The following is a 25,884-nucleotide window of genomic DNA, read 5'->3' on the forward strand; positions in this document are numbered from 1 at the left end:
ATCATCACGTCTTTTTTTGCGCAATAAGAAAGAACCTGGGATTTTATCCAGGTTCTTTTTTTGTTTTACAGCATCCCACTCCGAGGGTCGATATCGTCATCCAAGACGTTCCATCGGGTTCCATCGCCTTGCTCTCCATAGGACTCTTCTCTAAACTTTCGTTATTGATCGTCCGCGCTGGGTCCGTACATCCCAGGAACGGATATCCCGAGCAGTCGCAGATAAACTGTCAACTGTCCCCGATGATGGTACACGTGATTGAACATCAGCGTACGGGCCATATCGATTCGGGGTGCTTCCAAGATGGTCTCTCCTTTGCTGACGAGCTTCCAGGAATTCCTTAGCCCATCTTCTCCCCATTCCCGAAGCTTGCTCCCGGCAAGAGACACGCTCAATTCCAGTGCCTCAAGCAATTCTTGCCGGGTGGTCGGCTCCGGCAGAGGAACAACCGGAGCCTCGCTGACCGCTTCGTCCAGCAATAGAGCCAGCCCTCCGGGAACTCCCGCAGCATGCAGGGCGAGCTGTCCCAGAGACATCGACCTCGGGTGCGGCCGCCAAGAAAGTTTGTCCTCAGGCAGCCTTTCAAGAAGCAAACGTGTCGATTCGGCTTCCCTTTTTAATTCACGAATCCAATCTTCAATCATGTTTATGGTGATCTCCTCCTCTGGCTAACGCCATTCATACCTTCATCCTATAACGCCATGCGCGGGAAGATTTCTTCAGAATTGCGGAATCGTGAATGTCAGGGTCAGGTCATGACTAACCTCTTTGCGGTGCTGGACTTTAGTCGAGGTCAGAAACCTGCTGCAGTCTGGTCCAAATGACGGCGTTATTCGTTACAATAGAATAAAGCAAGCACATTGGAGGAGCGATGGATCATGAATTACGAACATAAAGTCCAGAGGGAAGTTGCCGATTGGGAACAAAAGATGTTCAAGCCGCCGGGATGGGTGGAAAAAGCATCGAAAACCGTCGGCGGCCGGATCAACCATTTGATTCCCCCAAAGGTGCAAAACGTCATCACGACCACCATCCGGTCGATCGTGCGCACGGCACTGTTCGGCGCGGAATACACCCCTAGGCGCCCGGTGCAAAGTACGATGGATCTGGAAGCTGCCGATCAAGAAGCCAAAGACCTGTTTGCCCTGTACCAAAAAATTGCGGTTGCTGAAGGTGCTGGAACGGGAGCCGGCGGCATCATCCTTGGCATGGTAGACTTTCCGGCTCTCATCGCAATCAAGATGAAATTTTTGTTCGAGCTGGCGCATGTTTACGGTTATGACACGAAACATTTCTCCGAGCGGGTGTTTATTCTCAAGGTGTTTCAAATGACATTTTCGGGGCCGGATAACCGTGCCAAGCTGCTCGATTCCATCAAAAATTGGCATATAGAAAAGGAACAATGGCTGTCTGATACCGAATATTCCAGGACGATGGACTGGGAGACTTTTCAGATCGAGTATCGCGATGCGATCGATTTCCGGAAAATGCTGCAGATGCTGCCAGGGATCGGCGCGATCGCAGGGGCATGGGCGAATTACACCATTCTTGAGGAGCTGCGCGAATCCGCCATGAACGCTTACCGCCTGCGCAGATTGCACGATGATTTCGAGGTTAGATCGTAATGAATATTTTTTCTTCGTACTGAGAGGTCCTTCACTTATTGTTTGCAGCCCACACATCCAGCTGCCTTTGTTTTTCGGCGATCACTTTATCGATTCCGGCCGATTTTAATGCTGCGTTAAATTTCGGCAGATAGACATCCGGATCCAGAGTTCCTGTCTCCAGCGCTTTTGAATATTGCTGAACGACATTCTGGATCGCGGCCAATTCGGTTTTGACCGGCTCCGAGTTATAGGTGAATCCGAGCGCTGCAGACTTCTCCGCACTTTGGTTAAACGCCTCCATTTGCTTCCATATATCCGGACTGTCCGTCGACCACGGATAAGACAGCAGCTGATTCCCGAACATCCAACCTTGTCTCATGTTGTAGCCGCTGTTCGTCGCATCCACACCACTAGGAAAGTCAATCGTCCCGTCTTCCTTCACTTGATAGTGCTTTCCTTCAATCCCCCAATCCAGCAAATTGATGATTTGTTTGTCCGAGTAGAGCAAATTCAGAAACATCATCGCGCGCTCGGGATTTTTGGACTTGGCCGCAATGGCAAGCATTGCGTTCATAATCGTCAGCGTATTCATTTTGGGCGGCGCGAGTGCGACTTCCGTCAGCTCCTTGCCGGCCCATGCTCCCGTCTGCGTCGTGATCCCCGGCTTGCCTTTATTCGGTGTCGCGAACCCGATGTTTGCCTTGATATAATCCCGGCCGGTTTGCGAGGTCGTTGCAATGTCCTTGGGGATGTATCCTGCCAGGAACCATTGACGAATCACCCCGATGAACTTCGCATATTCCTCGCTCTCATACAAATTAACGACCTTCAGCTGATTCGGATCGGTAAGTACACCGATCATGTCGCCAAGCGGGTCAATCGTCGTCTGCAGCAGTGGATAGGCAATGGAACCTCCCCCTGACGCTTTACCCAGCATATTGGCTTCCGGATGCTTCTTTTTAACGCTTTCAAAAATCGGCTCTAAATCCTCGATTGTTTTCACCTGGCTGACGTCCATATTGCTTTCTTTTAACCAATCCGTTCGCATCAGAATAGTCGGATAAGCGGCAAAGTCCCGGATCGTTGGAACGCCGTATATTTTGCCGTCAATTTTTGCCGCAGCCAGTACGTCAGGATCGAAGGCAGCAAGGATATCCTGACCATGGGACTGAAGCAGGTCATCGACAGGCAGCAGCTTTTTTTGCGCGACTTCCGAAATATATTGGTCTTCCCCAGTGAACACCAGGTCGAGTTTCTCATTGCCGGAGAACATCAGCACTTTTTGCTGTGTCCACGCAGCCGCCTCAATGCGTTTCAGTTTGACGGTTGCATTGATTTTTTCTTTCGTAATCTTGCTGATTTCCTGCTCCACAAGACCAAGATCACGCTGATCCGGTCCCCAGAAAGCGATCGTAATTTCATAAGGGGCAAGTTTACCGTCACCAGACCCTTCTTGCGATGACGACGACGGCTTCTTCTCACCGTTCGAAGAGGAGCTTGAACATCCGCTCAGAACGACGGTAACAGCCAGCACAAAGAACAACAAGGAATGAACCGACTTTTTCCACATAGGCTTTTGACCTCCCAGGATCTTCAATATCGAATCTCCACGCTTGGAGCTAAATGTGCAGCAGAAAGGGTGACGAATGCCGCGTCACAGCGGCATTCGTCCGATCCCGATCTTCATGATGCCGCCAACTCGGACTGCTTGCGGTATTTCATCCACATGAACGTAAAACCTGCCACCCCTGCTACAGATATGATTGCGCAAATCGAATACATCGTTTGGGGACCCAAATAATCGAACATCCAACCGCCGAACAGACCCGCGATGATGCCGGAAATCCCACCCCACGTCAGGGCATAAATGGCCTGACCGGTGGCTCTGTACTCGGCTGGTATTAATAATGCGGTCAGACTGGTTCCGATATAATAGTAGCCACCGAACGTAATACAATGCAGCACTTGGATAAAGATGACCTGGACCGGTCCGCCGGCAACCGACATCAATAACCAGCGGATCACGAACAGGATACTTACGATGACCAGCCCACCCAGCATCATCCTTGCCGACTTTTTCAGGAACCGGTCAAACAGCAGAAATACTGGAATTTCAAAAATCGCCGACAGGAACACCGACCAGCCAATCAATTCGTTGGAGCCTCCCAGGTTGGAAATGTACAGTGTGACGAACGTTTGGTTGATCGAGTTCGGAACCGAGATGAGGATGCCAAGGATAACGAATACAAAGAACAGCTTGCTCGACAGCATCACTTTCCAATAGCTCTGTCTCTCGGTCTTCGGCTTGGAAGTCACTCTGCCCTGAGGGAGTCCGATGGTAAATGCCAGTGAGATCAGCATCATGATCCCGTACAACATCCAAAGATTCACCAGCCCCATCCAGCTGAGAACCGGTCCGGCCAGCGCGGCGATGATCGCCCATCCCAGCGAACCCCAAAGGCGAAATGCGCCAAACTTGTGGTTCGTGTTCTCGATGGCATTCAGAATCAGGCTGTTGCTCTGCGAGAACGTGGGACTGTTGAAGAAAAAGAAGATCAGCATGAAGGCGAAAATGACGGCATATTCACGGAGCTGAAACACCACGATCGTCGCTAACAAATTCCCGGTCAGAAGAAAAATGAGAATACGTTTCACATTCTGCAGCCGGTCGCTCCAATAACCCCAGAATGGATTGGCGAAGATGGAAATGAAGGGCCCACCGGCCATAATCATGCCAATTTCCACTTTACTGAGTCCGATGTTTTGAAAATATAAGGGAAAGAATGAAGTCAAAATCGCAATCGTGCCATACAGGAAAAAGTTGAAACGTTTCAGTGCCGACAACGATCCGGAGGAATGGCCGGCCGCCGGATGGACCTCCCTCTTCCTTAAAGGCAGCATTAGAGCTGGATCGCTTTCGACAGGGATTGTTCGATAATCTCGTCGCTGCTTACTTCCCGCCCAAGCCGGTCGGATAAATAAATGCCTTCGCTAATCAGCATCGTCTGTGAAGCGATGTGGGCCGTGGGAAGCAGCTCCACTCTTCCCTGCAGCGCGGCGACCCAGTGATGCTGCGAGGACTGGTATGCGTCATAATTCGGCTTCAAATGATTCCAGCGGCCGTCCATCTCATCCAGGTTGACGCTGCCGTTGATATCCATATCGCAAATCGTCGTATGAAAACTGAACGGGGCCATTATTTGCTGATCCGAATAGGCCGGCAGCTTGATGCCCCCTTTATCCCCCACCACAGAGCAGCCTTCGATGCTTCCAAGGTGAATGCTCCACGCTTCAATAATATCGAGCGTCGCGCCGCCTTCGAATTTTATGAACCCCAGCCCCAGCTCTTCCACGTCAAAGACCGCCTGCCCGGCACGTCCGGCATCCACATCCATCTCCCGGTAGCCTTTACCCGAAATCCGATCCACCTTCGGTGTGCCAAGCAGGTACAGCATTTGCGCGATATGATAAACCCCCATGTCGATCAGCGCCCCCCCGGCGGCGATTTGTTTGTTTAGAAAAGCCGGGGTGCCATATCCGTCAATATAAGGGCGTCCTCTCCGGCGATGGCCGGTAGCCCTGGCATGATACAGCTTGCCGAGCATGCCCCCGTCGATCAGCGCTTTTGCCGCCTTGGTCTCTTTTCGATACAAGGTGCCAAGCTGAATATGCAGCTTCTTGCCGTAATCTTCTGCCGCTTCAAGCATGGTCAGCCCGTCCCGGTAAGTCCCGGCGATCGGTTTCTCGCAGTATACGTCCTTGCCTGCCTCGAAAGCGGCAATCGTCACGGGGGCATGCAAATTGTTATGCAGGCAGACATCAACAGCTTCAATGTCATCGCGCTTCAGCATTTCTCTGAAATCGGTATAGACGTGGGGAATATGAAACTCATGCGCCACCTTGAGGGCTTCCTGTTCATTGATGTCGCAGATGGACACGATCTGAACATCCTCCATATTCGCGTAATTTCTCAGGTGAGCTTTGCCGATCAACCCTGCCCCAATCATGCCAATGCGAACGGTTCTTCCCATTTCGATCATCCCTTCTTTTTTTAATTTAAACGGTTCAACATCCGCTTCACGGAAGCGATTGCCCATTCCATCTCTGCGTATTGATTGTCCGGCGCGTTGTACTCGATGCCCCAGTATCCGTCATAGCCGGCATCCAGCAGTGTCTTCACCATGTGTTCGCCCTTTGGTGATCCTACCGTCTTGCCGTCAAAATGCGTATGATAGACCCACGGCGCGACCAACGTGTCGCCAATGTCTTCATCCGTCTCCCACCGGCCCATATGGAGCAGTATGCCAAAGTTCGGGTGATTGACCGCTTCGGCCACTTTTTTTAAGTATTTTGGATCTTTGGAAGTTCCCATATGATTTTCAGGCCCGACGATGAGACCAAGGTCAGCCGCTCTCCGGCTCAACGCTTCGAACTTGTTCACAACATATTCGAACTGCTCTTCCGTCCCGGGCGCCGAGCTTTGATCTCCCGCATCGATGCGGATGGTTCGCGCTCCAAGCTTCTCAGCAATGGATAGGTAGGCGACAGCGTTTTCATAAAGCCTGCTGCGCTTGTCAGGATCTGCATCCCATAAATGCGCCCCGTCCACCGCGATGTTGATAATCGTCATTTCTTTTTCACGTATCGCTTCGGCCAGACGTTGAATATAAGCTTCATCAGGCAGTGAAAAAATGTCGTCCTTAACCCCTTCAAAGGTCCCGTTCCACAAATCAACGGTATCGAGATGGTATCTGTACTTGGACGATTCCAGGTACCCGAACGTATCCATCTTCCCTTCCCGGATCATATTGAAAAAAGAAAAACCGCCAATGCTGATTTTCATGGATTTGCCTCCCTGATTTGGTTTCTATTTTTTGTAACCACGTCCTGCAACCTCTGGCAGCTCTTCATCACCTCCTTAACATGCTGCAGGGAAATCATCCTTTAACCGCCCCGACGGTCAGCCCTTTAACGAAAAATCTCTGAAAGAACGGATACGTTAACACAATCGGCAGCGCGCCGATGACGGCAATAGCCAGACGGACGCCCTGGGTCGGGATGGAACTGCCGTCCATCCTTGAAGAATAGTCTACATTATCCAGCAAATATTGTACGTTCAGCAAAATGGTATTCAGAAGCACCTGAATGCTGTACAGCCTGGAGTCTGAAATGTAAATGAGTCCGTTAAACCAGTCGTTCCAATAATTAATCACCTGAAATAGTCCGACAGTTGCCAGCACGGGAAGAGACAGAGGCAGCGCCATTTGCACGAATATCCGAAATTCCCCTGCTCCATCCATGTTCGCCGACTCGAGTACCGCTTCCGGAACCGATACGGTAAAAAACGTCCGCAGCAAAATAACATAGAAGGCACTGACCAGAAGACCCGGGACGATCAGCGCAAGCAAGGTATTGGTAATATGAAAAACATTCGAGTAGATTAAATAGGTCGGAACAAGTCCTCCGTTGAAGAGCATCGTGAAGAAGACGATAAATGAAAAGAAATTGCGCAGCGGTAAATCCTTCTTTGACAGCGGATATGCGAGCAAAGTCATCAGAACCAGACTGGCCAGTGTACCTAAAATAGTCACAACGACGGAGATGCCGTAAGAATTCAGGATCTCCCCCGATTTTTGAAAAATGAATACATAACTATCCAGGCTCCATTCACTGGGAAAAAACGAGTAGCCTTCCCGGATGATCGCATCCTCATCGGTGAACGAGGCCGTAATCAGCAGCAGAAACGGCACCAGGCAAAACGCGACAATCAGCCAGAAAATAAAATGGATAACGACTTGTTCAATCCGTGTTCTTCTCAAGGACTTCGCCTCCTTATTAGAACAATGAGTTGTCGGGGTTTATCTTCTTCACAACAAAATTGGTAATGAGGATTAGCGCGAAGCCAATCACGGATTGGTAGAAGCCTGCGGCGGAAGCCATTCCGATGTCCCCGCTCTTGAGCAGCGCCCGATATACGTATGTATCCAGCACATTGGTTGTTGGCAGGAGCGGCCCGGAGTCAAGCGTCACTTGGTAGAACAGACCGAAGTCCGCATAGAAAATCCGCCCGATCTGCATTAGAGTCATGATGGTGATGACGGGGGTAAGGGACGGCAGGGTGATGTGAAAAATTTGCTTGAACTTCCCTGCCCCATCCAAGGTGGCGGCCTCATAATACTCTTGGTCGATGCCGACGATGGCGGCAAAGTAAATGATGCACAAATAGCCGACGCTGTGCCACAGCTTGACGATGGTGAGGATGACCGGCCAGTATTTCGGTTCCGTATACCACATGACGGGTTCCAGTCCGAGAAACGGAAGGACCGATTTGTTCATGAAACCCGTTTCCATGCTTAATAACGAAAATACCAGGTAACCGACAATGACCGTTGAGATAAGATAGGGCAGCAAAATGGCACTTTGGTAAAATCGCTTTAAAAACCGCTGTTTCACTTCGGCCAGCAAAATGGCCAGCGCAACGGCGAAGACAAGATTGAGTATGATGAATACAACGTTGTAGAGGATGGTGTTCCGGGTGATGATGTAGGCTTCGGACGTCTTGAAGAGGTACTCGAAGTTTCGAAAACCTATCCAATCCCCGCCGAAGACCCCTTTGGAGAAGTCGATTTCCTTAAAAGCGATGATGATGCCAAACATGGGAATATAGTTATTGATGAGCAAGTAGACAATACCGGGGAGAATCATCAGGTACAGGATTTTGTATTTTTTGGCCTTTTTGAGAACTGTGCGGTCCAACCGGGATGTCATGTAATACCCCTCCTCGGAATAAATGACTGCTGCACGCCTAGCGGGATTCTCAAAGATTGAACTCGGCATCCTCCTCCACTTCGATTAATTTTTCCACCGGACGAATTAATTAACGAAAAAAATACGCCTCCTTGGGGCACGTTTGTGATCATTATAGGGACGCCTTTACAGCCCTGTCAATGTGTTTTTTTATTTTATTTACCATTCCTTCCACCGCCCCGCCTTGACTGGGACTCGTTGACAGCATAATGGACATTTTTCTATAATCGCATTGACACAACAATAGGCTACACTCCCGTTCCTATGCCCTCTTTCAGCCTAGCCGCCAGGGTCAGCACTCCTGTCCTGACGGGGACTCGGCCAATCATAACTTCCGAAAGTAGGAGAATGCGATGACGAATAAAGTAGGAAATCAGCAGATGCTGCGGGAGATCAACGTATCGACACTGCTGCATATGATTTTTGAGCATGGACCGATATCCCGTGTCGAATTATCGCGAAAAACCAAGCTGAGCCCAACGACCGTTTCCGTGCTGATCGAGGAGCTCATCCGCGAACAGCTTGTGCACGAGACCGGTATGGCCGGTAAAGGTGTCGGTCGAAAAATGACCCTGCTGAATATTCGCGCTGACGGCGGATATGTCATTGGCGTGGATATTTCAAGCTCGCCGGCGCATTGCGTGCTGCTCGACTTAAACGGTCAGCTGGTAGCCAGCCAAAGCCTGGAATCAGTGCGCGGCCAGGACCAAATTCGAACTTCACTGGTGAAACAGCTGCAGCAATTCGTCCATAAGCAGCGGATTCCCCATGAGCTCATCAGACGCATCGGCATTTCCCTACCGGGGAGACTCGATGAGACGCAAAGCATCGTCATCTCTTCTAAATATTTGCAGCTGGAACAGTTCCCTATGCGTCAAGCGTTGGAGCAAGAACTCTCGATTCCAGTACTGCTGACTAACGATTTGGACGCTGCCGGCTTTGCCGAACGATTCAGCGGAGCCGCCAAAAATGAGCATACCATTATTTTTCTGCTGATCGGCCAAGGCACAGGAGCTGGACTTGTCCTGAACGGGGAGATTTATCACGGCTCCAGCGGAGCGGCAGGACGAACCACTCACCTCTCTCCGTATTGCACGCCCATCCTTGCGGAAAGACTTCGCGCGAACCATCCGGAGGAATTCGGATCCATGTCGCCGGAAGCAACGGTTCATGCCTTTATGGACCTGGTTCTCGCCGGCGTCCAGCCCTTCAGTGACCAAGGAGAGCTCATTATCCGTGATATTGCCGATTATTGCGGAAAAATGCTGGAAATGCTCAACCCGCAAAAAATGATTCTGGGCGGCTGGATTACTGACAATGCGGCATTTTTCAACCGTCTCGTGCATGCGATTCACGAAGCTGACCACTCCCCCTATGGGGACACACCGATCGTCGTATTCCACTGGAAAGAGTACGGGTCTGCCTTGGGGGCGGCGATGCTTGGACTGCATGAAATTTTCAAGAAGAAAACGGTACAATAACTTTATGCTGTCGGTCCTTTACAGCAATATATGTTCATGCCCAGCGCTGCCGGACATGAACATATCGTTGTCGAGGAAGTACCATCAAACCGCTGCGCCGACTGCTGCTGTTTTTAACGCGCACTAGTCTCGTCCTGCAAAAGGTTCGCTTATTTGGAAAATGACTGCGTCATATCCGTTTTCAGCTCTTTAGACACGGACTTTTGAAACTTGGAAGTCGAAATCAGCTCTCGAAGCAGCTCCTCGTATTGATCCGCGTCAAATGGCACGGCTACCATTTGCTTAGTGAACGATGAGAGGATGATTCCGTTGGCGATGGTGACCGACCGGATCCCTTCCGTCCCTTCCGCAATCAGCTCGCCCTCCCCTGTGCTTATTCTTTGAATGAACTTTTCTGTGACCACCTTATGCCCTGATTCCACGTTTGTATCCACTTCGATCTCCTCTTCTTCATACTCCACGTTCCCGAACCCGTCCTGCGTTTCGCGCAGATGCTTCAGCATGGAAATATGATTGCGGTAGATCCGAAGCTTATTGTTTTCGTACAGAAGTCTTCCGTTCTCCCCAACGATCTCCAGACGGTTCACACCCGGTGACTCGGCAGTCGTCACGATAAAATGCCCGATCATGCCGTTATCATGCTCGAAATAAGCGGTGACTTCGTCTTCCACTTCAATATGGTGATACTTGCCGATATGGGCATGTCCGCTGATTCTTGCCGGGATCCCGAAGACCCATTGATAGAAATCGAGATTGTGCGGGCATTGATTGGTCAGGATGCCGCCTCCCTCCCCCGCCCAGGTCGCACGCCAATCACCGCTGTCGTAATAGGACTGTGATCGGAACCAAGCAGTATTGATCCAAGTGGCTCTCGTCAGCTGCCCCAGTTCACCGCTGCCAACCACTTCCTTGATTTTTTTATAATAGGGAAGCGTCCGTTCCTGGAACATCATGCCGAACACCAGATCCGGAAACTTCTCCTTGGCCTCGGCATAAGCATCGATGGTGAGCTTGGCGTCATTGACATGAACGGCCAATGGCTTCTCGCAGAGCACATGGATTCCGCGTTCGAACGCATCACTTGCAATGGCCGGGTGGCTGTAATGCGGCACCGCTATAATGACCGCCTCGAGCCCGGATTGCTCAAACAGCTCCAGATGGCTATAATAGGCCTTTGTGCTGCATTCGGCAGCAAACCTGTCCGCCCGCTCTTGAACCGTATCACACAAGCCTACAAGCTCAATTTGCTCCATCGACTTTATATTATGGATATGCGTTCTTCCGATGTTTCCTAAACCGACCAATCCGAGCTTCACTTTCTGCACGCTCATGCTTATAGCCCCTCTCCTTTGAGTATTCGATACGATTACGACCAAGCCAAGCCTTCATTTAACAGCAGCCTTTTTAAGGCTTGTGCCGCTATTCTAAATCGCTCGGGTCCTTCTTGTTCCGGGAATGCACGGTGCAGATGAGGCTCGATGGATAAAAATCCGGAAAAGCTTCTCTCCTTCAGTGCTTTAACAAACGCTGAAAACTCGCCGTCTCCTTCGCCTGCCGGGACAAACATGCGCGACTGTTGGTCCGCATCCTTGATATGTACATATTCGAGGTAAGTTGACAGCTGCGGGTACGCCTCACTCATCGGCATCACCCGGTTCATGACAAAATTGCCGGGATCAAAGGCAAGTCTCAGGCAAGGAGAGTCACAATGCTGCAGAATGCTCAAGCAGCGCGCATCGGTATCTCCGTAAACGCCGCTATCATTTTCCATCAGCAGCGTAATATGTTCCTCCTCAGCTGTTCTGGTCAGCATCTTCATACGGGAGAGCACTTCGCCGCGGTAGTTCTCCGGCTCTTCATTGTCGGGGATGTAATAAGAAAATACGCGGATATAGCGGGCATCCAATTGTTTGGCGATATCCGATGCGCGCTTCAATTTCTCAAGTTCGGGGGCAAAGGGGGCTTGAATCGGGTATTTACCGATTGGCGAGCCAATGGAGGACACGCGAATACTTGTTTTGCTTAATGCAGATTTCAATCGGACCAATTCTTCATCGGTCAATTCCAGTACATTTTTACCATACACGCTCCGGAGCTCCAAATAGGAAATACCTTCGGACACGAGCACGTCGAGCTGTTCCTCCAAACGATCGGAAATTTCATCGGCAAAACCGGTTAGTACCAGCACTCTTGCATCACCTCTCCTTAAATTCGCAGCGACTAGGCCTAACTGTCGATATGGATTAGTGTAGCAGGCGGCGAGCAGCTGAAGGTACTTTCCGGTTGACCAGGTTGATATCCTAAATGTTCTAAAATTGACTTTTTACCAAGCGTCTGTACTGCGTCGGTGTTTTACCCTCCCATTGCTTGAACACCTTGCTGAAATGGGAATGATTTTTAAAGCCCGTTTCATAACAAATATCCGTCACCGATTTCTCCGGGTCGAGCAGAAACAGGATTTTGGCCTGATTGATCCGTCTTCTGTAAATGTAATGAAATATCGTCATCCCCGTCACTTCTTGAAAAATGCGCACCAAATAATACTTGTTGATATGCAGGTTCTCTTGCAATTGGTCGAGACGAATATCGGTCATATAATGATTTTCGATATAGGACAACGCGTTCTGAACGTGCTGCTCTTTTTCGGACGGGAAACCGGCTTCTTCTGTCACCGGCTTCATCAGCACTTGGCAAATGAAAAAAAGCGCATCCAGACACAAGACCCGAAACCGCTCATGGGAGACGGCATCCGGTGCGGAATATAAGCGGTTCAATTTACGCAGCATTTCTTCGAATTCACCCTGCTCCTCCATGCTGAGCTGAACTTTGTAGTTTCGAAGTCTTTCGAAAGGCTGCAGGGGATTGATCGAGAATACATGCTCGGATGCAGCGCGAAAGTAACCGGGATCAAAATTCAGAAGCGTCCGCACATAGGGATGTCCTTCAAAGCTCTTCGGCATATGCAGAGTCAAACCATGCATCACGATGAGTGTACCTGGTTTGAGAACATGAATTTTGTCGCCGATCAAATATTGCCCTTTGCCCTCATGGAAATAAAAGATTTCATAGTGATCGTGGGATTGAAAATTCCCTGCCGTTACCGGGACGCGTTTTAAATATTCATATTTCAGCAGATAAGCAGGTTCCACATCGCTGCCTCCGATCCAGGGACTTTCTCAACTTTTGAATGACAATCCATTTTCTTCTAAAGCGGTTCTAAGGATGGGTAAGGATTTCGGCCCCATTCCGTGAATTTTTAAAATCTCTTTTTCCGTATATTTGGAGAGTTCTTCCAAAGAAGTGATCCCGTGATGCTGCAGTGCGTTTCTTGCCGGTGAAGCGAGCAGTGACAGAAATCCTTGGTCAGGGTTACGCTCTTCCTCATGTTTTTTCGCCATGGTTTCATCCCCTTCGATACGTTTGTGTCACCACAATATTAACACTTATTAGGAGTAACAATTTCTTCTGATTTGCTCATTCTCAACGCTCATACACATCGTTCAGAGCTTGTCCAGTGTAAAACGATCTCATTTGTTTTAAATTTCCTCTTGCTCAATATTGCCTATCCTGCTATTATGGAGAAGCGTAAATTTTGGAAAGCGAAATATTCGGATATATTAGGATCTTTCCAAGCAGATAAACTTTGACCACTTCCCCTCGGGAAGTTAAGGCCATACGGACAGCCGGGTCAAATGCCGACTGGCAACTTTCGTTGCCTTATTGATTGAGTTAAAAGCTCAAATTTTATAAGTTGGTAACTTTATAACCAGTGCTGACGCACACAACTTGTGAAACGGTCAATAAGAGTGGTAAAAGTAATTATTTGCTATATAGACTCTGATCCTAACAAAGTATATTTGAATATTAAGAGCCCTTCCATGAAACGTAACGTTTTATGGCTGACTGATAAGCACACTAGGGGTTTGTCCGGTCATGCTTATTGGAATTTCTTATTATTTGACTATATCAAGCAAGTGTGATGCGCATGGTGCGTGTTTCGCTTGCTTTTTTGTTGCCGTTTTTACAGAAAAAATTGAATTGGATGAGGAGATTGATTGAAAAATGGGAAAAGCACTAATCATCGGCGCCGGTGGCGTAGCATCTGTAGCAGTTCATAAATGCGTTCAAAACAGCGATGTCTTCGAAGAAATCTGCATTGCCAGCCGTACCAAGTCCAAATGCGATGAACTGAAAGCAAAACTTGACGGTGGAAAAACCAAAATTACGACCGCACAGGTCGATGCCAACAACGTGGATGAGCTGATCGCTCTGATTAACGAAGTGAAGCCGGATATCGTAATGAACCTGGCCCTTCCTTACCAAGATCTGACGATCATGGATGCTTGCCTGGCAACCAAAACACACTACATGGATACCGCTAACTATGAGCCGGAAGATACGGCGAAATTTGAATATAAATGGCAGTGGGAATACCGCGAGCGCTTCGAACAAGCAGGTATTACAGCTCTGCTCGGCAGCGGATTCGACCCAGGTGTTACCGGCGTATTCTCGGCTTACGCGCTCAAGCACTATTTTGACGAAATTGAATACATCGACATTCTGGATTGCAACGGCGGAGATCACGGCTATCCTTTCGCCACCAACTTCAACCCGGAGATCAACATCCGTGAAGTGTCCGCTAACGGCCGCTACTGGGAAAACGGGGAATGGATCGAAACGAAACCGATGGAAATCAAACGCGAGTATAACTTCGCTGAAGTCGGCCAAAAAGATATGTACCTGCTGTACCATGAGGAGCTGGAATCCCTTGCGCAAAACATCCCTGGACTGAAGCGCATCCGCTTCTTCATGACGTTCGGCCAAAGCTACCTGATGCACCTCAAGGCGCTTGAAAACGTAGGAATGACCTCCATCGAACCGATCGAATTCGAAGGAAAACAAATCATTCCGCTGCAATTCCTGAAGGCCGTGCTTCCGGACCCGGCTTCCCTCGGACCTCGTACCGTGGGCAAAACCAACATCGGCTGTATTTTCAAAGGAAAAAAAGACGGCCAAGATAAAACTTACTATGTCTACAATGTTTGCGACCACCAAGAGTGCTACAAAGAAGTCGGCTCCCAAGCAATTTCTTATACAACTGGCGTTCCTGCCATGATCGGCGCTGCGATGGTCCTCACCGGCAAATGGAACAAACCGGGCGTATACAACGTCGAAGAGTTCGATCCGGATCCATTCATGGAAGAGCTGAACAAATGGGGACTGCCATGGGTAGAAGACTTTAACCCGGTGCTTGTTGACGCCTTGCCTGAAGAAGCAAGAGAGCCGGAGCTTGTTCGTTAAGATGCGGTTCGAGGAGTTACCTACACCCTGTTTTGTAGTCAGTGAAGAACTCATTGAGAAAAACCTGAACATTTTGAACGGTGTCATGCAGCGTACGGGAGCCAAGATCGTGCTTGCGCAAAAGGCTTTTTCCATGACCGAGATGTACCCGCTTATCGGAAAATACTTAAGCGGTACGACCGCCAGCGGATTATTCGAGGCACGGCTGGGCCATGAGGAAATGGGCAAAGAGAATCATGTCTTTGCCCCCGCTTACCGTGAAGATGAGATCGACGAAATTGTTTCCATTTGCGACCATATCATTTTCAACTCCTTCTCCCAGCTGGCAAAGTATAAGGATAAAGCTCTTGCAGCCGGCAGAAAAGTTGGCATTCGCATCAATCCGGAATGCTCGACGCAAGTGGGACATGAAATCTACGATCCCTGTTCCCCGGGGTCAAGATTCGGCGTGAAGCGGGAGGATTTCCAGCCGGAACTGCTTGAAGGTGTTACGGGACTGCACTTCCATACCCTGTGCCAGCAGAACTCCGACGATTTGGAAACCACGCTGAATGCGGTCGAAGATAAGTTTGGACAATGGCTGCCGCAAATGGAATGGATCAATTTCGGCGGCGGCCACCACATCACGAGAGACGACTACGATATTCCGAGACTCGAGGCTTGTATTACTCGAATGCAATCCAAATACGGCTTGGAAGTCTACCTCGAACCCGGAGAAGCCATCGCGCTGAATGCGGGCTATATGGTCACTTCCGTGCTGGATATCCATCGCAACGGCATCGAGATCGCCATCGTGGACACCTCAGCCACCTGCCATATGCCGGATGTGCTGGAAATGCCGTACCGTCCGCCGCTGATCGGTTCAGGCGAAGCCGGTGAGAAGCCGTACACCTACCGGCTCGGCGGTCCGACCTGCCTTACGGGCGACGTCATCGGAGACTACTCCTTCGATCAGCCGCTTCAGAGCGGCGACCGATTGGTATTCGAGGACATGGCGATCTACTCCATGGTCAAAACGAATACCTTCAACGGCATGCCGCTGCCGGCCATCGCCGTGCAGGAGAAAGACGGCAGCTGCCGTGTCGTGCGCGAGTTCGGCTATCAGGATTTCAAGATGAGACTTGCTTGATGAATAAGAAAAACGTCTATCGACGTACCTTCAAAGAAGACAGACCGCGTCTAGAGGAAGTTTTTCTTGCGAGATCAGGAATCAGAAGCTCCGAAACTTATACTTTCTGATCTCTTAAGCAAAGCCTTAACCCTTGTGAGAGGGTTAAGGCTTTTTGGTTTAACGTTCTCTTTTTAAGATAAAGCCTCGTATAGGCTTACTTAAGAATAACCTTCAAATAGGCTAATTCCCCTGGCTGCATGATCATTTGTGAATCTTTACCGCTGCTTGGGATCTGGCGAACCACTTCCTCCAGCGGATTAACCAAGCAGGCAGCCTCGACTTCTCTATCCATTACGCTAAAGGTATACTCGGACGGCTCAGTTCCGGCATTTCGCAGGGTCAGAATAAACCCATTCCCATCCACAGCCGGTTTCACGTATAGCAGGACGACCGTACCGCTTGACTGGCTAAACCACTGCCCTTCTTCCTCCCGATCACACATCACCGCCGCATTCATGGCTATAGGATCCGCAGCGGCTATGCCCGCACGATATGCCTCAACGGGATCAAATTGCCCGAACGGACTTAGCTCATAATGCAAAACGATCTCTCCAGGTTGACTGGCCCAGAAGTTGGTATCCCAATAATTGTTCATGGCCCATGCAAGCAGCAGCGGATTTTCCTGGCGGTCGATCTGCTTACTCTCCTTGCCGAAATGAAAATCGCCGATTTGAACGAGCGGTGCATCGGGACAAGCTAAGGTGATCCCCTTCTGCTGATCATAGATGGATACCGTCTGGTCAACGGTCACCCAGTCTCGGCAAGCGGTGCCAAGCTGCTCCCTGTCAAGCTCGACTAACAAGCCGGCTGTATCATAATGGGCGCGCCAGCCTTGATCCATCTGCAGCGGAAAGGCGAAATAGATCGACTCAGGCGTCCTTATATCCGATTTATTCATGGACGCGTAAAGACAGATCCGGGGATGGATGGCAGAAAAGGTAATCCGCTGTTCCAGCCGGGAAACCCCCGGCGCTTCAAGCTGCAAGACATACGTCACCGAATCACTGGTTTGTTCGACCGAATAAGCTTGCAGCCGGTTGGCACCGGCACGCTTTGCTTTCCATTCATGATTCCAGACGGATATGCTGCGATTCCCTTTGTCGACATTCCGTGGGAACAAGGTGCTTCGATGCTCAGGATTGTGGCGTCCGTCGATCGACTCCTGAACAAACTCAAATAACGTCCATGGGCTCTTTTCGTCGAGCATAGGCCACTGATGTATCTTATCGAATAACTGCACAATTCTTCCGCTAACAGGGTTGAATGTCATCCGGTAAAATGGCGTTTCGATCATCTCTTCCGTGACCGAAATACGGTTGGACGAGGCGGTCAGCCGGGCTTCTAGCCGGGCAAAAGGGATCTTTTTCCACGAAAATGGCGCCATCTCTACCGTTCCATACGATTTATAGCTCTGTACCTCCTGCATGTACGGCAAGAAATCCATGACGCGCGAAGCGGCTAAATGACGACCGCTGCCGAGGTAATATTCAGGGACCTTGACCTCTGCATACTGCGTTTCACTTGAGGTGTTGACCAGCATGACTCCGCCAGGCTCATGGGATTGCAGCGGGTTCGCTGCAACCGTTTCCATTTGTTTGGCATACACGTAAGCAGACAGATCTGCCGATTTGTACGCCGTCACCCTCTTGTGCAGCTGCATCGAAATCGAAAGCGGATGGTCAGGAAGGTTAACCGAGCCCCAAGAACCCCAGGTATGCTCATCATACAGCAGCGCCTGCTCCCATGCCTCGGTTTTCGCTTTCGTGTACTGCAGGTTTGGCGCCCCTTGGATCGCTTCAAGAAAATCCGCCTTCTTCAGATTTTGCTTCGTTTGGCGAACGATCTTAGTTTCTTTCGCGGAACTTCCCGCACCGAAATTCCAGTAGTCTGTCCAATCGCCCGAATGAGTCTCGATTTGTTCTTTCGGCATCCGGCGAACCCGTTCCAGAAGCATCTCCGGGGTCGCGAATATCACCTTCTGGTCATGTCCTTCTGCATTGTATCGGCGGATCAGCGACAGCAGGTTCGGGTCCGGGCAGTTATTGTCATACAGCGGCGGATTGGTAGCCGTTAAGTACACGAAATCGTATGGATAGTCCCCTCCTTCCAAACGGTCGATATAGTCCCTAATCCCTTGCGCCATCAGCTGGGTATCATCCTGACTCGTGTGGAAAAACTGGCTGAACAGAGAATAATGCTCGCCCAGGAACGTCAGCAGCTGGCGGTTGTCGGGGGTTGTCCAGTTAAACACGGCAGGACGTGGCAGCGGTATGCCCCCGAAATGGACGTTAATCCCTGTAATATAAAACTCGATTCCCGCATCGAGCAATACCTGGCTGAGCGGCCATGGCTGCCCGTTGACATCATGATTTATTGCCGTTTTGATGGAGACGCCAAATCGCTCCCGCAGCTCGCGAACCGGCTGAAGCATTCGTGCAAGCTGATCCGTATGTACAAGCGGCGTCGTATGCATAGGAAGTGCAGCTATACTGATCTGTCCATTGTGCAGCAATCTGCGGAAATCGGAAATTTGCTCAGAGGCGGCTGTCTCCAGCCACTGCATCACGGGATACGTGGCCTCGCAGGTCCAGCGGAATTTTGAGTCCTCGGGCTCATGCTCCGATTGAAGACACAGCCGGATTGCTTCATCAATATAGTCTTTCTGCAGCTCCAGCAGTAACGGCTGGGGATGCGTGTAGCCGATATCCAGGTGACTATGGTGCAAACACAATATTTCTTTGATTTTCGCCATTCCTGTCACGCTCCTAAAACTTTATGCATTCGTCATCCTTCATCTTCAGGGTTAAATGATAAATCTCTTAAAAATTGTATCAAGTTCTGTAGGCTGCGTATTTACAGAAACGTATATCTTTTATACAATCGTCATGCCTATTTTTCGGAGAAAAGGAGATGGTCTGTAATGGATTTTGCCAATCTTCATCCTTACGTCTACCATGCCTGCCTATATCCATTTTCCAAAGGCCAGAACAGCCTGTCGCGTACTTGCTACGCTTCATCGCTCTATCTGATCAGCGAGGGTAAGGGCATCATTCGCTTTCGGGGAGAAGACCACCCGGTCGTTCCCGGTTCTCTTGTATACATGCCGCCGGGCTTGCTTCACGACTGGTATGCAGATTTGGAAGAGCCAATGGTTCACTATTGCTGCTATTTTGATTGGATGTATATCGATCGCAGAGAAGCCTTCTCGACGCCCAACATGATCTGTTTCGACCTTTCTCAACTGCAGCCTTCGCTCATTGGGCCTGCGTTTCCTGTGCCGATTCCCGAATTGATGACGGTAAGCAAGCTGCGAATCTGGATGGATGGGTTTGAGACTTTTTTTAATAACAATGAATACATAAACGAGCGAACCTATTATCGGGGCCTGAAGATTCAATCCAATTTCCAGCAGTTCATGGAGTACTTCCTCAACTTCGCTCTCAAGGAGAACAATATCCCCGATCCGCGAATGCTTCATCTTTTAGAACGGCTGGATCAAGACCTGATGACCGGCAGCGTGAAGCCGCTGGAAGTGTATTTCCGGGACCTTCACATCAGCCGCGGCTATTTTTTCGAAAAATTCCATCAGGCCACCGGCTTATCACCCACGCAATATATGAACCATTTCCGGATTAACCGTGCCAAAGATGATCTGCGGTTCTCCCATTTGAGCATCACGGAAATTTCCGAGAAATACGGCTTCTCGTCAGTTCATTATTTCTCTAAGCTGTTCAAGCAGTTAACGGGAACGCCGCCAAAAGAGTACCGCGCAGCTTATATCAGCGAGGGATTGAGGCAGGTAGAAGTTTTTGTACCATAGTCAGGGGCGTGACTCTGCCAGTGAGCTCCCTCTTGTTCGAAATGCTAATTAAAAAAAGACCGCTTTTGGCGGACTTTTTAGTATACTCTTGGTATACAGCCAAGTTCATCGCAGCGTAATTTGCAGATTTCGACTCTAACAGGAATGACATGATGCGAGGTGAGATGATCTGATAACGTAAAGCAAATCTTTTCTGCGGCTCATTAAAAATATGAAATAAGGTGGGTTATGAATGAAAATTACAGGTTATGAATTATTCCTTGTACCACCACGCTGGTTATTTTTAAAAGTCGAAACGGATGAGGGCATTGCGGGTTGGGGAGAGCCTGTTATTGAAGGGAAAGCCGCAACGGTAAAAACGGCGGTCGAGGAGCTGATGACTTATTTGATCGGCAAGGATCCTTTGCGCATTGAAGATCACTGGAATGTGATGTACCGTGCCGGATTCTACCGCGGCGGCCCGATCCTGATGAGTGCGATTGCCGGCATAGACCAGGCACTGTGGGATATTAAAGGAAAGTTCTATCATGCACCAGTCTATCAGTTGATCGGCGGCGCTTGCCGGGACTCGATGAAAGTGTATTCCTGGATCGGCGGGGATCGCCCAAGCGAAACGGCACAAATGGCGCTGGAGTGTGTGAAAAAAGGTTTTCAAGCCGTCAAAATGAATGCAACTGAAGAATTGCAATACATCGATTCCTTTGACAAGGTTGAGAAAGTGTTGGAAAACGTAGCGGCGATTCGGACCGCTGTCGGGAACCACATCGGAATCGGAATCGATTTTCACGGCCGCGTACATAAGCCCATGGCAAAAGTACTGGCTAAAGAGCTCGAAGTGTTTCGACCCATGTTTTTAGAGGAACCTGTGTTACCTGAACATAATGAGGCATTAAAAGAGATCGCATCGTTAACCTCCACTCCGATTGCGACGGGAGAGCGGATGTTCTCAAGATGGGATTTTAAGCATCTGCTGTCCGGCGGTTACGTGGATATCATTCAGCCTGATTTATCCCATGCCGGAGGCATCACGGAATGCAAGAAAATCATCAGCATGGCGGAAGCCTACGATATCGCGGCTGCTCCCCATTGTCCGTTAGGTCCGATTGCATTGGCCGCCTGCTTACAGGTCGATGCCACCGCCCACAATGCCTTCATCCAGGAGCAGAGCTTAGGCATCCACTACAACCAAGGAAATGATCTGCTTGATTATTTGATCGATCCCGCTGTTTTCCATTATGAAAACGGTTACGTTAAGATCCCGGACGGCCCTGGCTTAGGGATCGAGATTAACGAAGAAAAGGTGCGCGAAATGGCGAAAATAGGCCATCAATGGCAAAATCCGCTGTGGCGCCACAAGGACGGAAGCGTAGCCGAGTGGTAGAACCGCTCCTTGCGAATCTCATGTGGATCAACAAATCAAAAAGATCGTTCCTCTCACGATGGGGGGCGATCTTTATTTGTCTCAAAATTGGCGAGTATGCTCAGTTTGACCGTGACTTCTTCCCCACCGGGATACTTTGGGCAAAACGAAATACATTATGGGGATCATATTTCCGCTTGACCCGCTTCAGTCTGTTAACATTCACTCCATAATACGCCTTGGGCCAGTTTTTGATTTGCAGATCGGGGAAGTTTACATAATCCCCTTTGACAAAGGGACGTAACGCTTTGCGGAACCTTGTCACCCACTGGATATTCCGCTGCTGCTCGCCGTCGTTCCTCCATCTTGCCGACAGCTCATAGACTGTCTCTGCCTTCCGATGTGGATAGGCGGTCGCAGTCGGGGATATCCGGCTTACCGCACTTCCTGCCCCGCCTAAGCTTTGACACCACACAGTAGCATGCTGATTAGGCGCATGGGACAGAAAATCACGAATCACTCGCACCCCTTCGCGAGGCAGCGGCTTAAACCCGAATGCTCCGGTAATTTTAAACTTCGGCTCCAGATTGAGATCCCCTTGGGCAAAAAATTGGGTCGCTTCGATAAAAGGTACTGTCCTTACCATCACCTTAACCGGGTTTCCTGTTTGCAACAAAGGCTGGATTAATCGCCGCAGTTCTTCCGCGCTTCCCAGCAGCTGTCCGGTAGACACGATGGTCCCCACCTGTTTCGCGGCGACCTCGATGGTTGAAGTTAAGCGGTTCGTAACCGCAGGAGCCCAGCGCTGCCAAGCCGGAAATACCTTCTCCAGATCGCGCCATTTCCAGGTGATGCTGTAGATGGAGACGTTCTGGATGGGTCTTACCCGAAACGTATATTCGGTAGCAATCCCAAAGTTCCCTCCCCCGCCCCCTCGTGATGCCCAGAACAGATCGGAATGTTTCTTCTCGTTGGCGATGATCGGCTTCGCCCCGCGCCGTCCTGAAGCCACAACCATCTTCACCTGTTTCAGGTTATCGCAGGTAAGTCCGTACTTTCGCGAGAGCAGCCCGATTCCGCCTCCCAGGGTAAGGCCGGCAATGCCCACATCTGGCGCCGTTCCACCCGGCAGGGATACCCGCTTATCCCACAGTTTTCTGTATACACGGGCAAGCGGATTGCCTGTTTGTATGCGGGCCACCATGTTTTTGCGATCCACCTTCACGCTGTTCATTTCGCTTACATCGATAATTAACCCGCCATTAACAGACGAAAATCCTTCATAGCTGTGCCTCCCGCTGCGGACTCTAAACCGTACGCCTCGCTCACGAGCCCATTTGACTGCGTTGATAACGTCCTGCGTTCGTTGGCAAAACACGATGATCCGTGGAAACTTGGAAAAGCGCCTGTTGTATTCCATTCTGGCCGCATTGTAAGACGGATTGCCAGGTACCACGATTCTTCCGGTCAATGGGGTACCGGCTGTATTCCGCTTTTGTGTCATTATATGTCCACCATCCTCGATCATGGAGTAAGCTGTACTCATCTGCTTATTCCTATGTCGGGGCAATTGACCTGGCAACGGCACCTGCCTTATAGGCGCTTTGGATAGTAACCTTAGCTTTTTCCGAAAATCATGTCACCTCTGATGTCGTGTATTTAGCGAATCAACATGCAGGAAAGAAAAACGGCTCCGCTTTACGGAAGCCGTTTTTTTGCGGTACTGCTTCACTCAGCAGTTCTTGCCACTCTTCTTGCCTGGATTCATCGGTTGATTTCCCCCGGTTTCAGCCAGCTTCTCTCCAAATTGATCCAGCCGTTCTGGCGAAGATGCAGGGCCATCGTTTTTTGGCTTGTTGTTTCTTCCAGTCATGACGCTCACCTCCATCCATAACATGAGCGCCTGACCTTGTTTTCATACCCTGTTACTTCATCCGAACTTAAAATCGGGTCCTTTTTGCAGATTGCTTTGAACCCGGCACTATACAACCGCTCCAAAAGCGCTTAATATTTTCAATAGCGAGTTGTTTCAAATCCGCAATCGTTGCAGTGAACTTATTCGAGAAGGAGTCATCAGAGGCATGCTGGAACCAAACATCACCAACTTATTGAAAAATACGCTGAAAGCAAGTATTGATAACAAGGAGATCGCCGGCGCGAACTTCATGGTGCTCAAGGACGGAAACGAAGTTTTTTACCATGAAGACGGATTAGCTGACCTTGAGTCGGGGCGCCCGATAACAAGGGATTCGATTTTCCGGTTATATTCGATGACGAAGCCGGTGACTTCCACCTCCATCATGATGCTGCTGGAGCGTGGGGCTATCGATTTGTTCGATCCTGTAAGCCGTTACATTCCGGGTTTCAAAAACCAGCAGGTTGAGAAAAACGGCGAACTGGTTCCGGCCGGCCGGGAAGTCAACATTCACGATTTATTGAATATGACATCTGGATTGGTATATGGCGGAACCAACCAAGGCGGACAGCAAACGGATGCATTGTTCCAGGAGCTGGGCAGCCGGTTGAACGGTGATAACCCGATGAGCACGCTGGAGTTCGCGAACCGCCTGGGCCAGATCCCGCTTTCGTTCGAGCCGGGCTCGTACTGGCAGTACGGAACGTCGGCCGATGTGCTTGGTGCGGTTGTAGAAGCGGTGAGCGGTATGCGGTACGGACAATTTTTGAAAAAGGAAATATTCGAGCCGCTGGGCATGAAGGATACCGGATTCTGGCTGCCTGAAGAAAAAAGGCAGCGCCTTGTGAAAACCTATCAGGATGATGGCGAAGGCGGCTTAAAGCTGTACTCGCACAGCCACCTAGGCATCGCCCATCAGCTGGACCGTGATCCGGCATTCGAGTCCGGCGGAGCCGGCCTGGCATCCACGATTGACGACGCTGCCAAGTTCACGGCGATGCTGATGAATCAAGGCAGCTTCAACGGTGTTCAACTGTTAAAGCCAAGAACGGTTCAATATATGACGTCGGCGGCATTAACCGAGTGGCAGCAAAAAGGCTTCGATACGTGGCACACCTTGCGCGGCCACAGCTATGGCAACCAGATGCGCATCATGACCGATCCCGGAAAAGCCGGATTTATCGGCAGCCCGGGCGAATACGGCTGGGACGGCTGGCTGGGGGCTTACTTCAGCAACAGCCCACGGGACGGACTGACGATCTTGTTTATGATCCAGAAAAAAGATGGCGGCACGATGCCAATTACACGCAAGCTGCGTAATATCGTGTTCAGCACCTTGTAAGGGCAAACGAAAGAACCGCACGGGAGCAGAGCTCCATGTGCGGTTCTATTTTTTCACGAAGAATGGACTAAAGGTGGACAGCTCTCCATCAGGAAGCGCTGAAATCTTTAAAATAGTGCACGCCGTCATGCGCCGTATCGCCGGGTGCGGTTCTTCGGTTGGTGCTGAACCATAGCTTATCTCCGTTCGCCACTCCGACGCCCTCAATTTCAAACAGATCAGGAAATGCCGAAGACGTCACGCGGAACGATAGATTGGGATCCGCCTGGATAGTACCCGAAGCCGTAGAAATATTACGATAAACGAGCACAATGCTGACGTTTTTATAAGTCATCGGAACATAGATCGTGTTGTTATAATAACCGAAGCCTTGGAAAGCATACGAAGTGATATTGGATATCGTGCTGCCGTTGACCTTGGCATCTTCAATATTCAGAGAGAAGCTATTCGTGACATTGATCGTTCCACTGGTTGCGGTTAGCGGCAGCGAACCTCTGTACAAGGCTCGTCCGGATTTGAATAAAAAGTTTATGCTGCTCGCGTCTTTGCTCGTAATTTTCACACCCGACATCGCCTTGTCTGCACCATCGTATTTAATAGTGTAATTGCCTACTTTGTAGTAAGTCGTTCCTACATATTTCAGTTTCACGAGACTCATACTGCCAGCGTTCATGGTGACGACGAACATATAATAATTGCCGTCGTTGGAGCTGAGAACGACATCATTGGCATGGCCGAGATAGGTTGCGTAAGAAGATCCGTTATCCCCGTTGGTCATGAGCGTTGTGGTGCCGTCACTCATTTTGGTGCGATAAATGACCGCTTTATTGTTGTCGCCATTGACTTTTACAGAATAGACGTAGGTTGATCCCACGGCAAATCCCTGAGCGGCATAGCAATCATTGGCATTGCCCAGCGTGGCGACGGTGGAATACGTGTTGTAATATGCTGCACTGGCTGCAACAGGCACCAGCATGGATGCGCAGAGAAGAATAGCGATAAATAAAGTCAGACGTTTGCTGCTCCTCCAAATCTGGATTATTGCTGCCATCCTTTCCGTAAACCTCCACTTCATACACG

Annotated in this window: 22 protein-coding genes; 7 read left to right on the plus strand and 15 right to left on the minus strand. The window is 49.9% G+C overall.

The features are described from left to right. Positions 1 to 161: 161 nt before the first annotated feature. On the minus strand, positions 162 to 644 hold the full coding sequence (locus tag MKY74_RS22890; protein ID WP_244169121.1) for a DinB family protein: 483 nt from the start codon (positions 642 to 644) through the stop codon (positions 162 to 164). A 234-nt stretch (positions 645 to 878) separates the two neighbouring features. Here MKY74_RS22890 and MKY74_RS22895 point away from each other — a divergent pair, with 234 nt between their 5' ends. Further along, entirely contained in the window at positions 879 to 1,625 is a 747-nt protein-coding gene (locus tag MKY74_RS22895; protein ID WP_076164602.1) for an EcsC family protein, read from the plus strand. 31 nt (positions 1,626 to 1,656) lie between these two features. Here MKY74_RS22895 and MKY74_RS22900 read toward each other — a convergent pair whose 3' ends face one another. From MKY74_RS22900 to MKY74_RS22925, 6 genes are all read right to left on the minus strand, one after another. Beyond that, entirely contained in the window at positions 1,657 to 3,177 is a 1,521-nt protein-coding gene (locus tag MKY74_RS22900) for an ABC transporter substrate-binding protein (RefSeq protein ID WP_076164600.1), read from the minus strand. A gap of 113 nt (positions 3,178 to 3,290) precedes the next feature. Continuing rightward, the gene (locus MKY74_RS22905) at positions 3,291 to 4,508 is read right to left on the minus strand and encodes an MFS transporter (protein WP_076164598.1); all 1,218 of its coding nucleotides are present in this window, start codon (positions 4,506 to 4,508) and stop codon (positions 3,291 to 3,293) included. Continuing rightward, positions 4,508 to 5,638 (minus strand): Gfo/Idh/MocA family protein, encoded by a 1,131-nt coding sequence (locus MKY74_RS22910; RefSeq protein WP_076164596.1) that lies wholly within the window; start codon positions 5,636 to 5,638, stop codon positions 4,508 to 4,510. Before MKY74_RS22910 ends, MKY74_RS22905 begins: the two co-directional genes overlap by 1 nt. Before the next feature lie 20 nt (positions 5,639 to 5,658). Further along, positions 5,659 to 6,450 (minus strand): sugar phosphate isomerase/epimerase family protein, encoded by a 792-nt coding sequence (locus MKY74_RS22915; RefSeq protein ID WP_076164594.1) that lies wholly within the window; start codon positions 6,448 to 6,450, stop codon positions 5,659 to 5,661. A 94-nt stretch (positions 6,451 to 6,544) separates the two neighbouring features. Continuing rightward, positions 6,545 to 7,426 (minus strand): carbohydrate ABC transporter permease, encoded by an 882-nt coding sequence (locus MKY74_RS22920; protein WP_076164592.1) that lies wholly within the window; start codon positions 7,424 to 7,426, stop codon positions 6,545 to 6,547. A 16-nt stretch (positions 7,427 to 7,442) separates the two neighbouring features. Further along, positions 7,443 to 8,375, minus strand: a complete 933-nt coding sequence (locus MKY74_RS22925) for an ABC transporter permease (protein ID WP_076164589.1) — start codon at positions 8,373 to 8,375, stop codon at positions 7,443 to 7,445. 392 nt (positions 8,376 to 8,767) lie between these two features. Between MKY74_RS22925 and MKY74_RS22930 the strand changes: the two genes are divergently transcribed. Continuing rightward, entirely contained in the window at positions 8,768 to 9,895 is a 1,128-nt protein-coding gene (locus tag MKY74_RS22930) for an ROK family transcriptional regulator (RefSeq protein WP_076164587.1), read from the plus strand. Positions 9,896 to 10,044: 149 nt separating this feature from the next. On the opposite strand, the gene MKY74_RS22935 is transcribed toward MKY74_RS22930, so the two are convergent. The 4 genes from MKY74_RS22935 to MKY74_RS22950 all read right to left on the minus strand — a co-directional run bounded on the left by MKY74_RS22935 (position 10,045) and on the right by MKY74_RS22950 (position 13,293). Next, a complete protein-coding gene (locus tag MKY74_RS22935; RefSeq protein ID WP_084203650.1) occupies positions 10,045 to 11,226 on the minus strand; it encodes a Gfo/Idh/MocA family protein in 1,182 nt (393 codons plus the stop codon). A gap of 35 nt (positions 11,227 to 11,261) precedes the next feature. Further along, positions 11,262 to 12,083, minus strand: a complete 822-nt coding sequence (locus MKY74_RS22940; protein WP_076164585.1) for a sugar phosphate isomerase/epimerase family protein — start codon at positions 12,081 to 12,083, stop codon at positions 11,262 to 11,264. A gap of 121 nt (positions 12,084 to 12,204) precedes the next feature. After that, the gene (locus tag MKY74_RS22945; protein ID WP_084203649.1) at positions 12,205 to 13,044 is read right to left on the minus strand and encodes a helix-turn-helix transcriptional regulator; all 840 of its coding nucleotides are present in this window, start codon (positions 13,042 to 13,044) and stop codon (positions 12,205 to 12,207) included. 27 nt (positions 13,045 to 13,071) lie between these two features. Beyond that, positions 13,072 to 13,293, minus strand: a complete 222-nt coding sequence (locus MKY74_RS22950; RefSeq protein WP_076164582.1) for a DNA-directed RNA polymerase subunit alpha C-terminal domain-containing protein — start codon at positions 13,291 to 13,293, stop codon at positions 13,072 to 13,074. 664 nt (positions 13,294 to 13,957) lie between these two features. Between MKY74_RS22950 and MKY74_RS22955 the strand changes: the two genes are divergently transcribed. Further along, complete coding sequence (locus MKY74_RS22955) at positions 13,958 to 15,196, plus strand: saccharopine dehydrogenase family protein (RefSeq protein ID WP_076164580.1); 1,239 nt, start codon at positions 13,958 to 13,960, stop codon at positions 15,194 to 15,196. A gap of 1 nt (position 15,197) precedes the next feature. Further along, positions 15,198 to 16,325, plus strand: a complete 1,128-nt coding sequence (nspC, locus tag MKY74_RS22960) for a carboxynorspermidine decarboxylase (protein WP_076169227.1) — start codon at positions 15,198 to 15,200, stop codon at positions 16,323 to 16,325. A 196-nt stretch (positions 16,326 to 16,521) separates the two neighbouring features. On the opposite strand, the gene MKY74_RS22965 is transcribed toward nspC, so the two are convergent. Continuing rightward, positions 16,522 to 19,119: a glycoside hydrolase family 38 N-terminal domain-containing protein gene (locus MKY74_RS22965; RefSeq protein ID WP_076164578.1), complete on the minus strand. Its 2,598-nt coding sequence runs from the start codon at positions 19,117 to 19,119 to the stop codon at positions 16,522 to 16,524. A gap of 168 nt (positions 19,120 to 19,287) precedes the next feature. Between MKY74_RS22965 and MKY74_RS22970 the strand changes: the two genes are divergently transcribed. After that, positions 19,288 to 20,187 carry a helix-turn-helix transcriptional regulator gene (locus tag MKY74_RS22970; RefSeq protein ID WP_076164576.1) on the plus strand — a complete coding sequence of 300 codons (900 nt, stop codon included), beginning with the start codon at positions 19,288 to 19,290 and terminating at the stop codon, positions 20,185 to 20,187. Between the two features lie 232 nt (positions 20,188 to 20,419). After that, the gene (dgoD, locus tag MKY74_RS22975) at positions 20,420 to 21,568 is read left to right on the plus strand and encodes a galactonate dehydratase (protein WP_076164573.1); all 1,149 of its coding nucleotides are present in this window, start codon (positions 20,420 to 20,422) and stop codon (positions 21,566 to 21,568) included. A gap of 100 nt (positions 21,569 to 21,668) precedes the next feature. Here dgoD and MKY74_RS22980 read toward each other — a convergent pair whose 3' ends face one another. Together MKY74_RS22980 and MKY74_RS22985 are read right to left on the minus strand one after the other, a co-directional pair. Next, positions 21,669 to 23,051 (minus strand): FAD-binding oxidoreductase, encoded by a 1,383-nt coding sequence (locus MKY74_RS22980; protein WP_076164570.1) that lies wholly within the window; start codon positions 23,049 to 23,051, stop codon positions 21,669 to 21,671. 228 nt (positions 23,052 to 23,279) lie between these two features. Then, a complete protein-coding gene (locus MKY74_RS22985; RefSeq protein ID WP_163875666.1) occupies positions 23,280 to 23,420 on the minus strand; it encodes a hypothetical protein in 141 nt (46 codons plus the stop codon). 208 nt (positions 23,421 to 23,628) lie between these two features. Between MKY74_RS22985 and MKY74_RS22990 the strand changes: the two genes are divergently transcribed. After that, positions 23,629 to 24,804, plus strand: coding sequence for a serine hydrolase domain-containing protein (locus MKY74_RS22990; protein WP_076164568.1), 1,176 nt, complete (start codon positions 23,629 to 23,631; stop codon positions 24,802 to 24,804). A gap of 88 nt (positions 24,805 to 24,892) precedes the next feature. Here MKY74_RS22990 and MKY74_RS22995 read toward each other — a convergent pair whose 3' ends face one another. Beyond that, a complete protein-coding gene (locus MKY74_RS22995; protein WP_144025315.1) occupies positions 24,893 to 25,855 on the minus strand; it encodes a hypothetical protein in 963 nt (320 codons plus the stop codon). Positions 25,856 to 25,884: the final 29 nt, after the last annotated feature.

This window comes from Paenibacillus sp. FSL R5-0378, from assembly GCF_038009285.1.
GTDB lineage: Bacteria > Bacillota > Bacilli > Paenibacillales > Paenibacillaceae > Paenibacillus_AQ > Paenibacillus_AQ favisporus.

What these genes read in the sequence shown, in the direction of transcription:
- dgoD (WP_076164573.1), top strand. Translation starts at nt 20,420, where the DNA reads ATGAAAATTACAGGTTATGAATTATTCCTTGTACCACCACGCTGGTTA.
- MKY74_RS22990 (WP_076164568.1), top strand. Translation starts at nt 23,629, where the DNA reads ATGCTGGAACCAAACATCACCAACTTATTGAAAAATACGCTGAAAGCA.
- nspC (WP_076169227.1), top strand. Translation starts at nt 15,198, where the DNA reads ATGCGGTTCGAGGAGTTACCTACACCCTGTTTTGTAGTCAGTGAAGAA.
- MKY74_RS22900 (WP_076164600.1), bottom strand. Translation starts at nt 3,177, where the DNA reads ATGTGGAAAAAGTCGGTTCATTCCTTGTTGTTCTTTGTGCTGGCTGTT.
- MKY74_RS22950 (WP_076164582.1), bottom strand. Translation starts at nt 13,293, where the DNA reads ATGGCGAAAAAACATGAGGAAGAGCGTAACCCTGACCAAGGATTTCTG.
- MKY74_RS22935 (WP_084203650.1), bottom strand. Translation starts at nt 11,226, where the DNA reads ATGAGCGTGCAGAAAGTGAAGCTCGGATTGGTCGGTTTAGGAAACATC.
- MKY74_RS22965 (WP_076164578.1), bottom strand. Translation starts at nt 19,119, where the DNA reads ATGGCGAAAATCAAAGAAATATTGTGTTTGCACCATAGTCACCTGGAT.
- MKY74_RS22905 (WP_076164598.1), bottom strand. Translation starts at nt 4,508, where the DNA reads ATGCTGCCTTTAAGGAAGAGGGAGGTCCATCCGGCGGCCGGCCATTCC.
- MKY74_RS22910 (WP_076164596.1), bottom strand. Translation starts at nt 5,638, where the DNA reads ATGGGAAGAACCGTTCGCATTGGCATGATTGGGGCAGGGTTGATCGGC.
- MKY74_RS22930 (WP_076164587.1), top strand. Translation starts at nt 8,768, where the DNA reads ATGACGAATAAAGTAGGAAATCAGCAGATGCTGCGGGAGATCAACGTA.
- MKY74_RS22895 (WP_076164602.1), top strand. Translation starts at nt 879, where the DNA reads ATGAATTACGAACATAAAGTCCAGAGGGAAGTTGCCGATTGGGAACAA.
- MKY74_RS22890 (WP_244169121.1), bottom strand. Translation starts at nt 644, where the DNA reads ATGATTGAAGATTGGATTCGTGAATTAAAAAGGGAAGCCGAATCGACA.
- MKY74_RS22995 (WP_144025315.1), bottom strand. Translation starts at nt 25,855, where the DNA reads ATGGCAGCAATAATCCAGATTTGGAGGAGCAGCAAACGTCTGACTTTA.
- MKY74_RS22980 (WP_076164570.1), bottom strand. Translation starts at nt 23,051, where the DNA reads ATGACACAAAAGCGGAATACAGCCGGTACCCCATTGACCGGAAGAATC.
- MKY74_RS22955 (WP_076164580.1), top strand. Translation starts at nt 13,958, where the DNA reads ATGGGAAAAGCACTAATCATCGGCGCCGGTGGCGTAGCATCTGTAGCA.
- MKY74_RS22925 (WP_076164589.1), bottom strand. Translation starts at nt 8,375, where the DNA reads ATGACATCCCGGTTGGACCGCACAGTTCTCAAAAAGGCCAAAAAATAC.
- MKY74_RS22985 (WP_163875666.1), bottom strand. Translation starts at nt 23,420, where the DNA reads ATGACTGGAAGAAACAACAAGCCAAAAAACGATGGCCCTGCATCTTCG.
- MKY74_RS22970 (WP_076164576.1), top strand. Translation starts at nt 19,288, where the DNA reads ATGGATTTTGCCAATCTTCATCCTTACGTCTACCATGCCTGCCTATAT.
- MKY74_RS22915 (WP_076164594.1), bottom strand. Translation starts at nt 6,450, where the DNA reads ATGAAAATCAGCATTGGCGGTTTTTCTTTTTTCAATATGATCCGGGAA.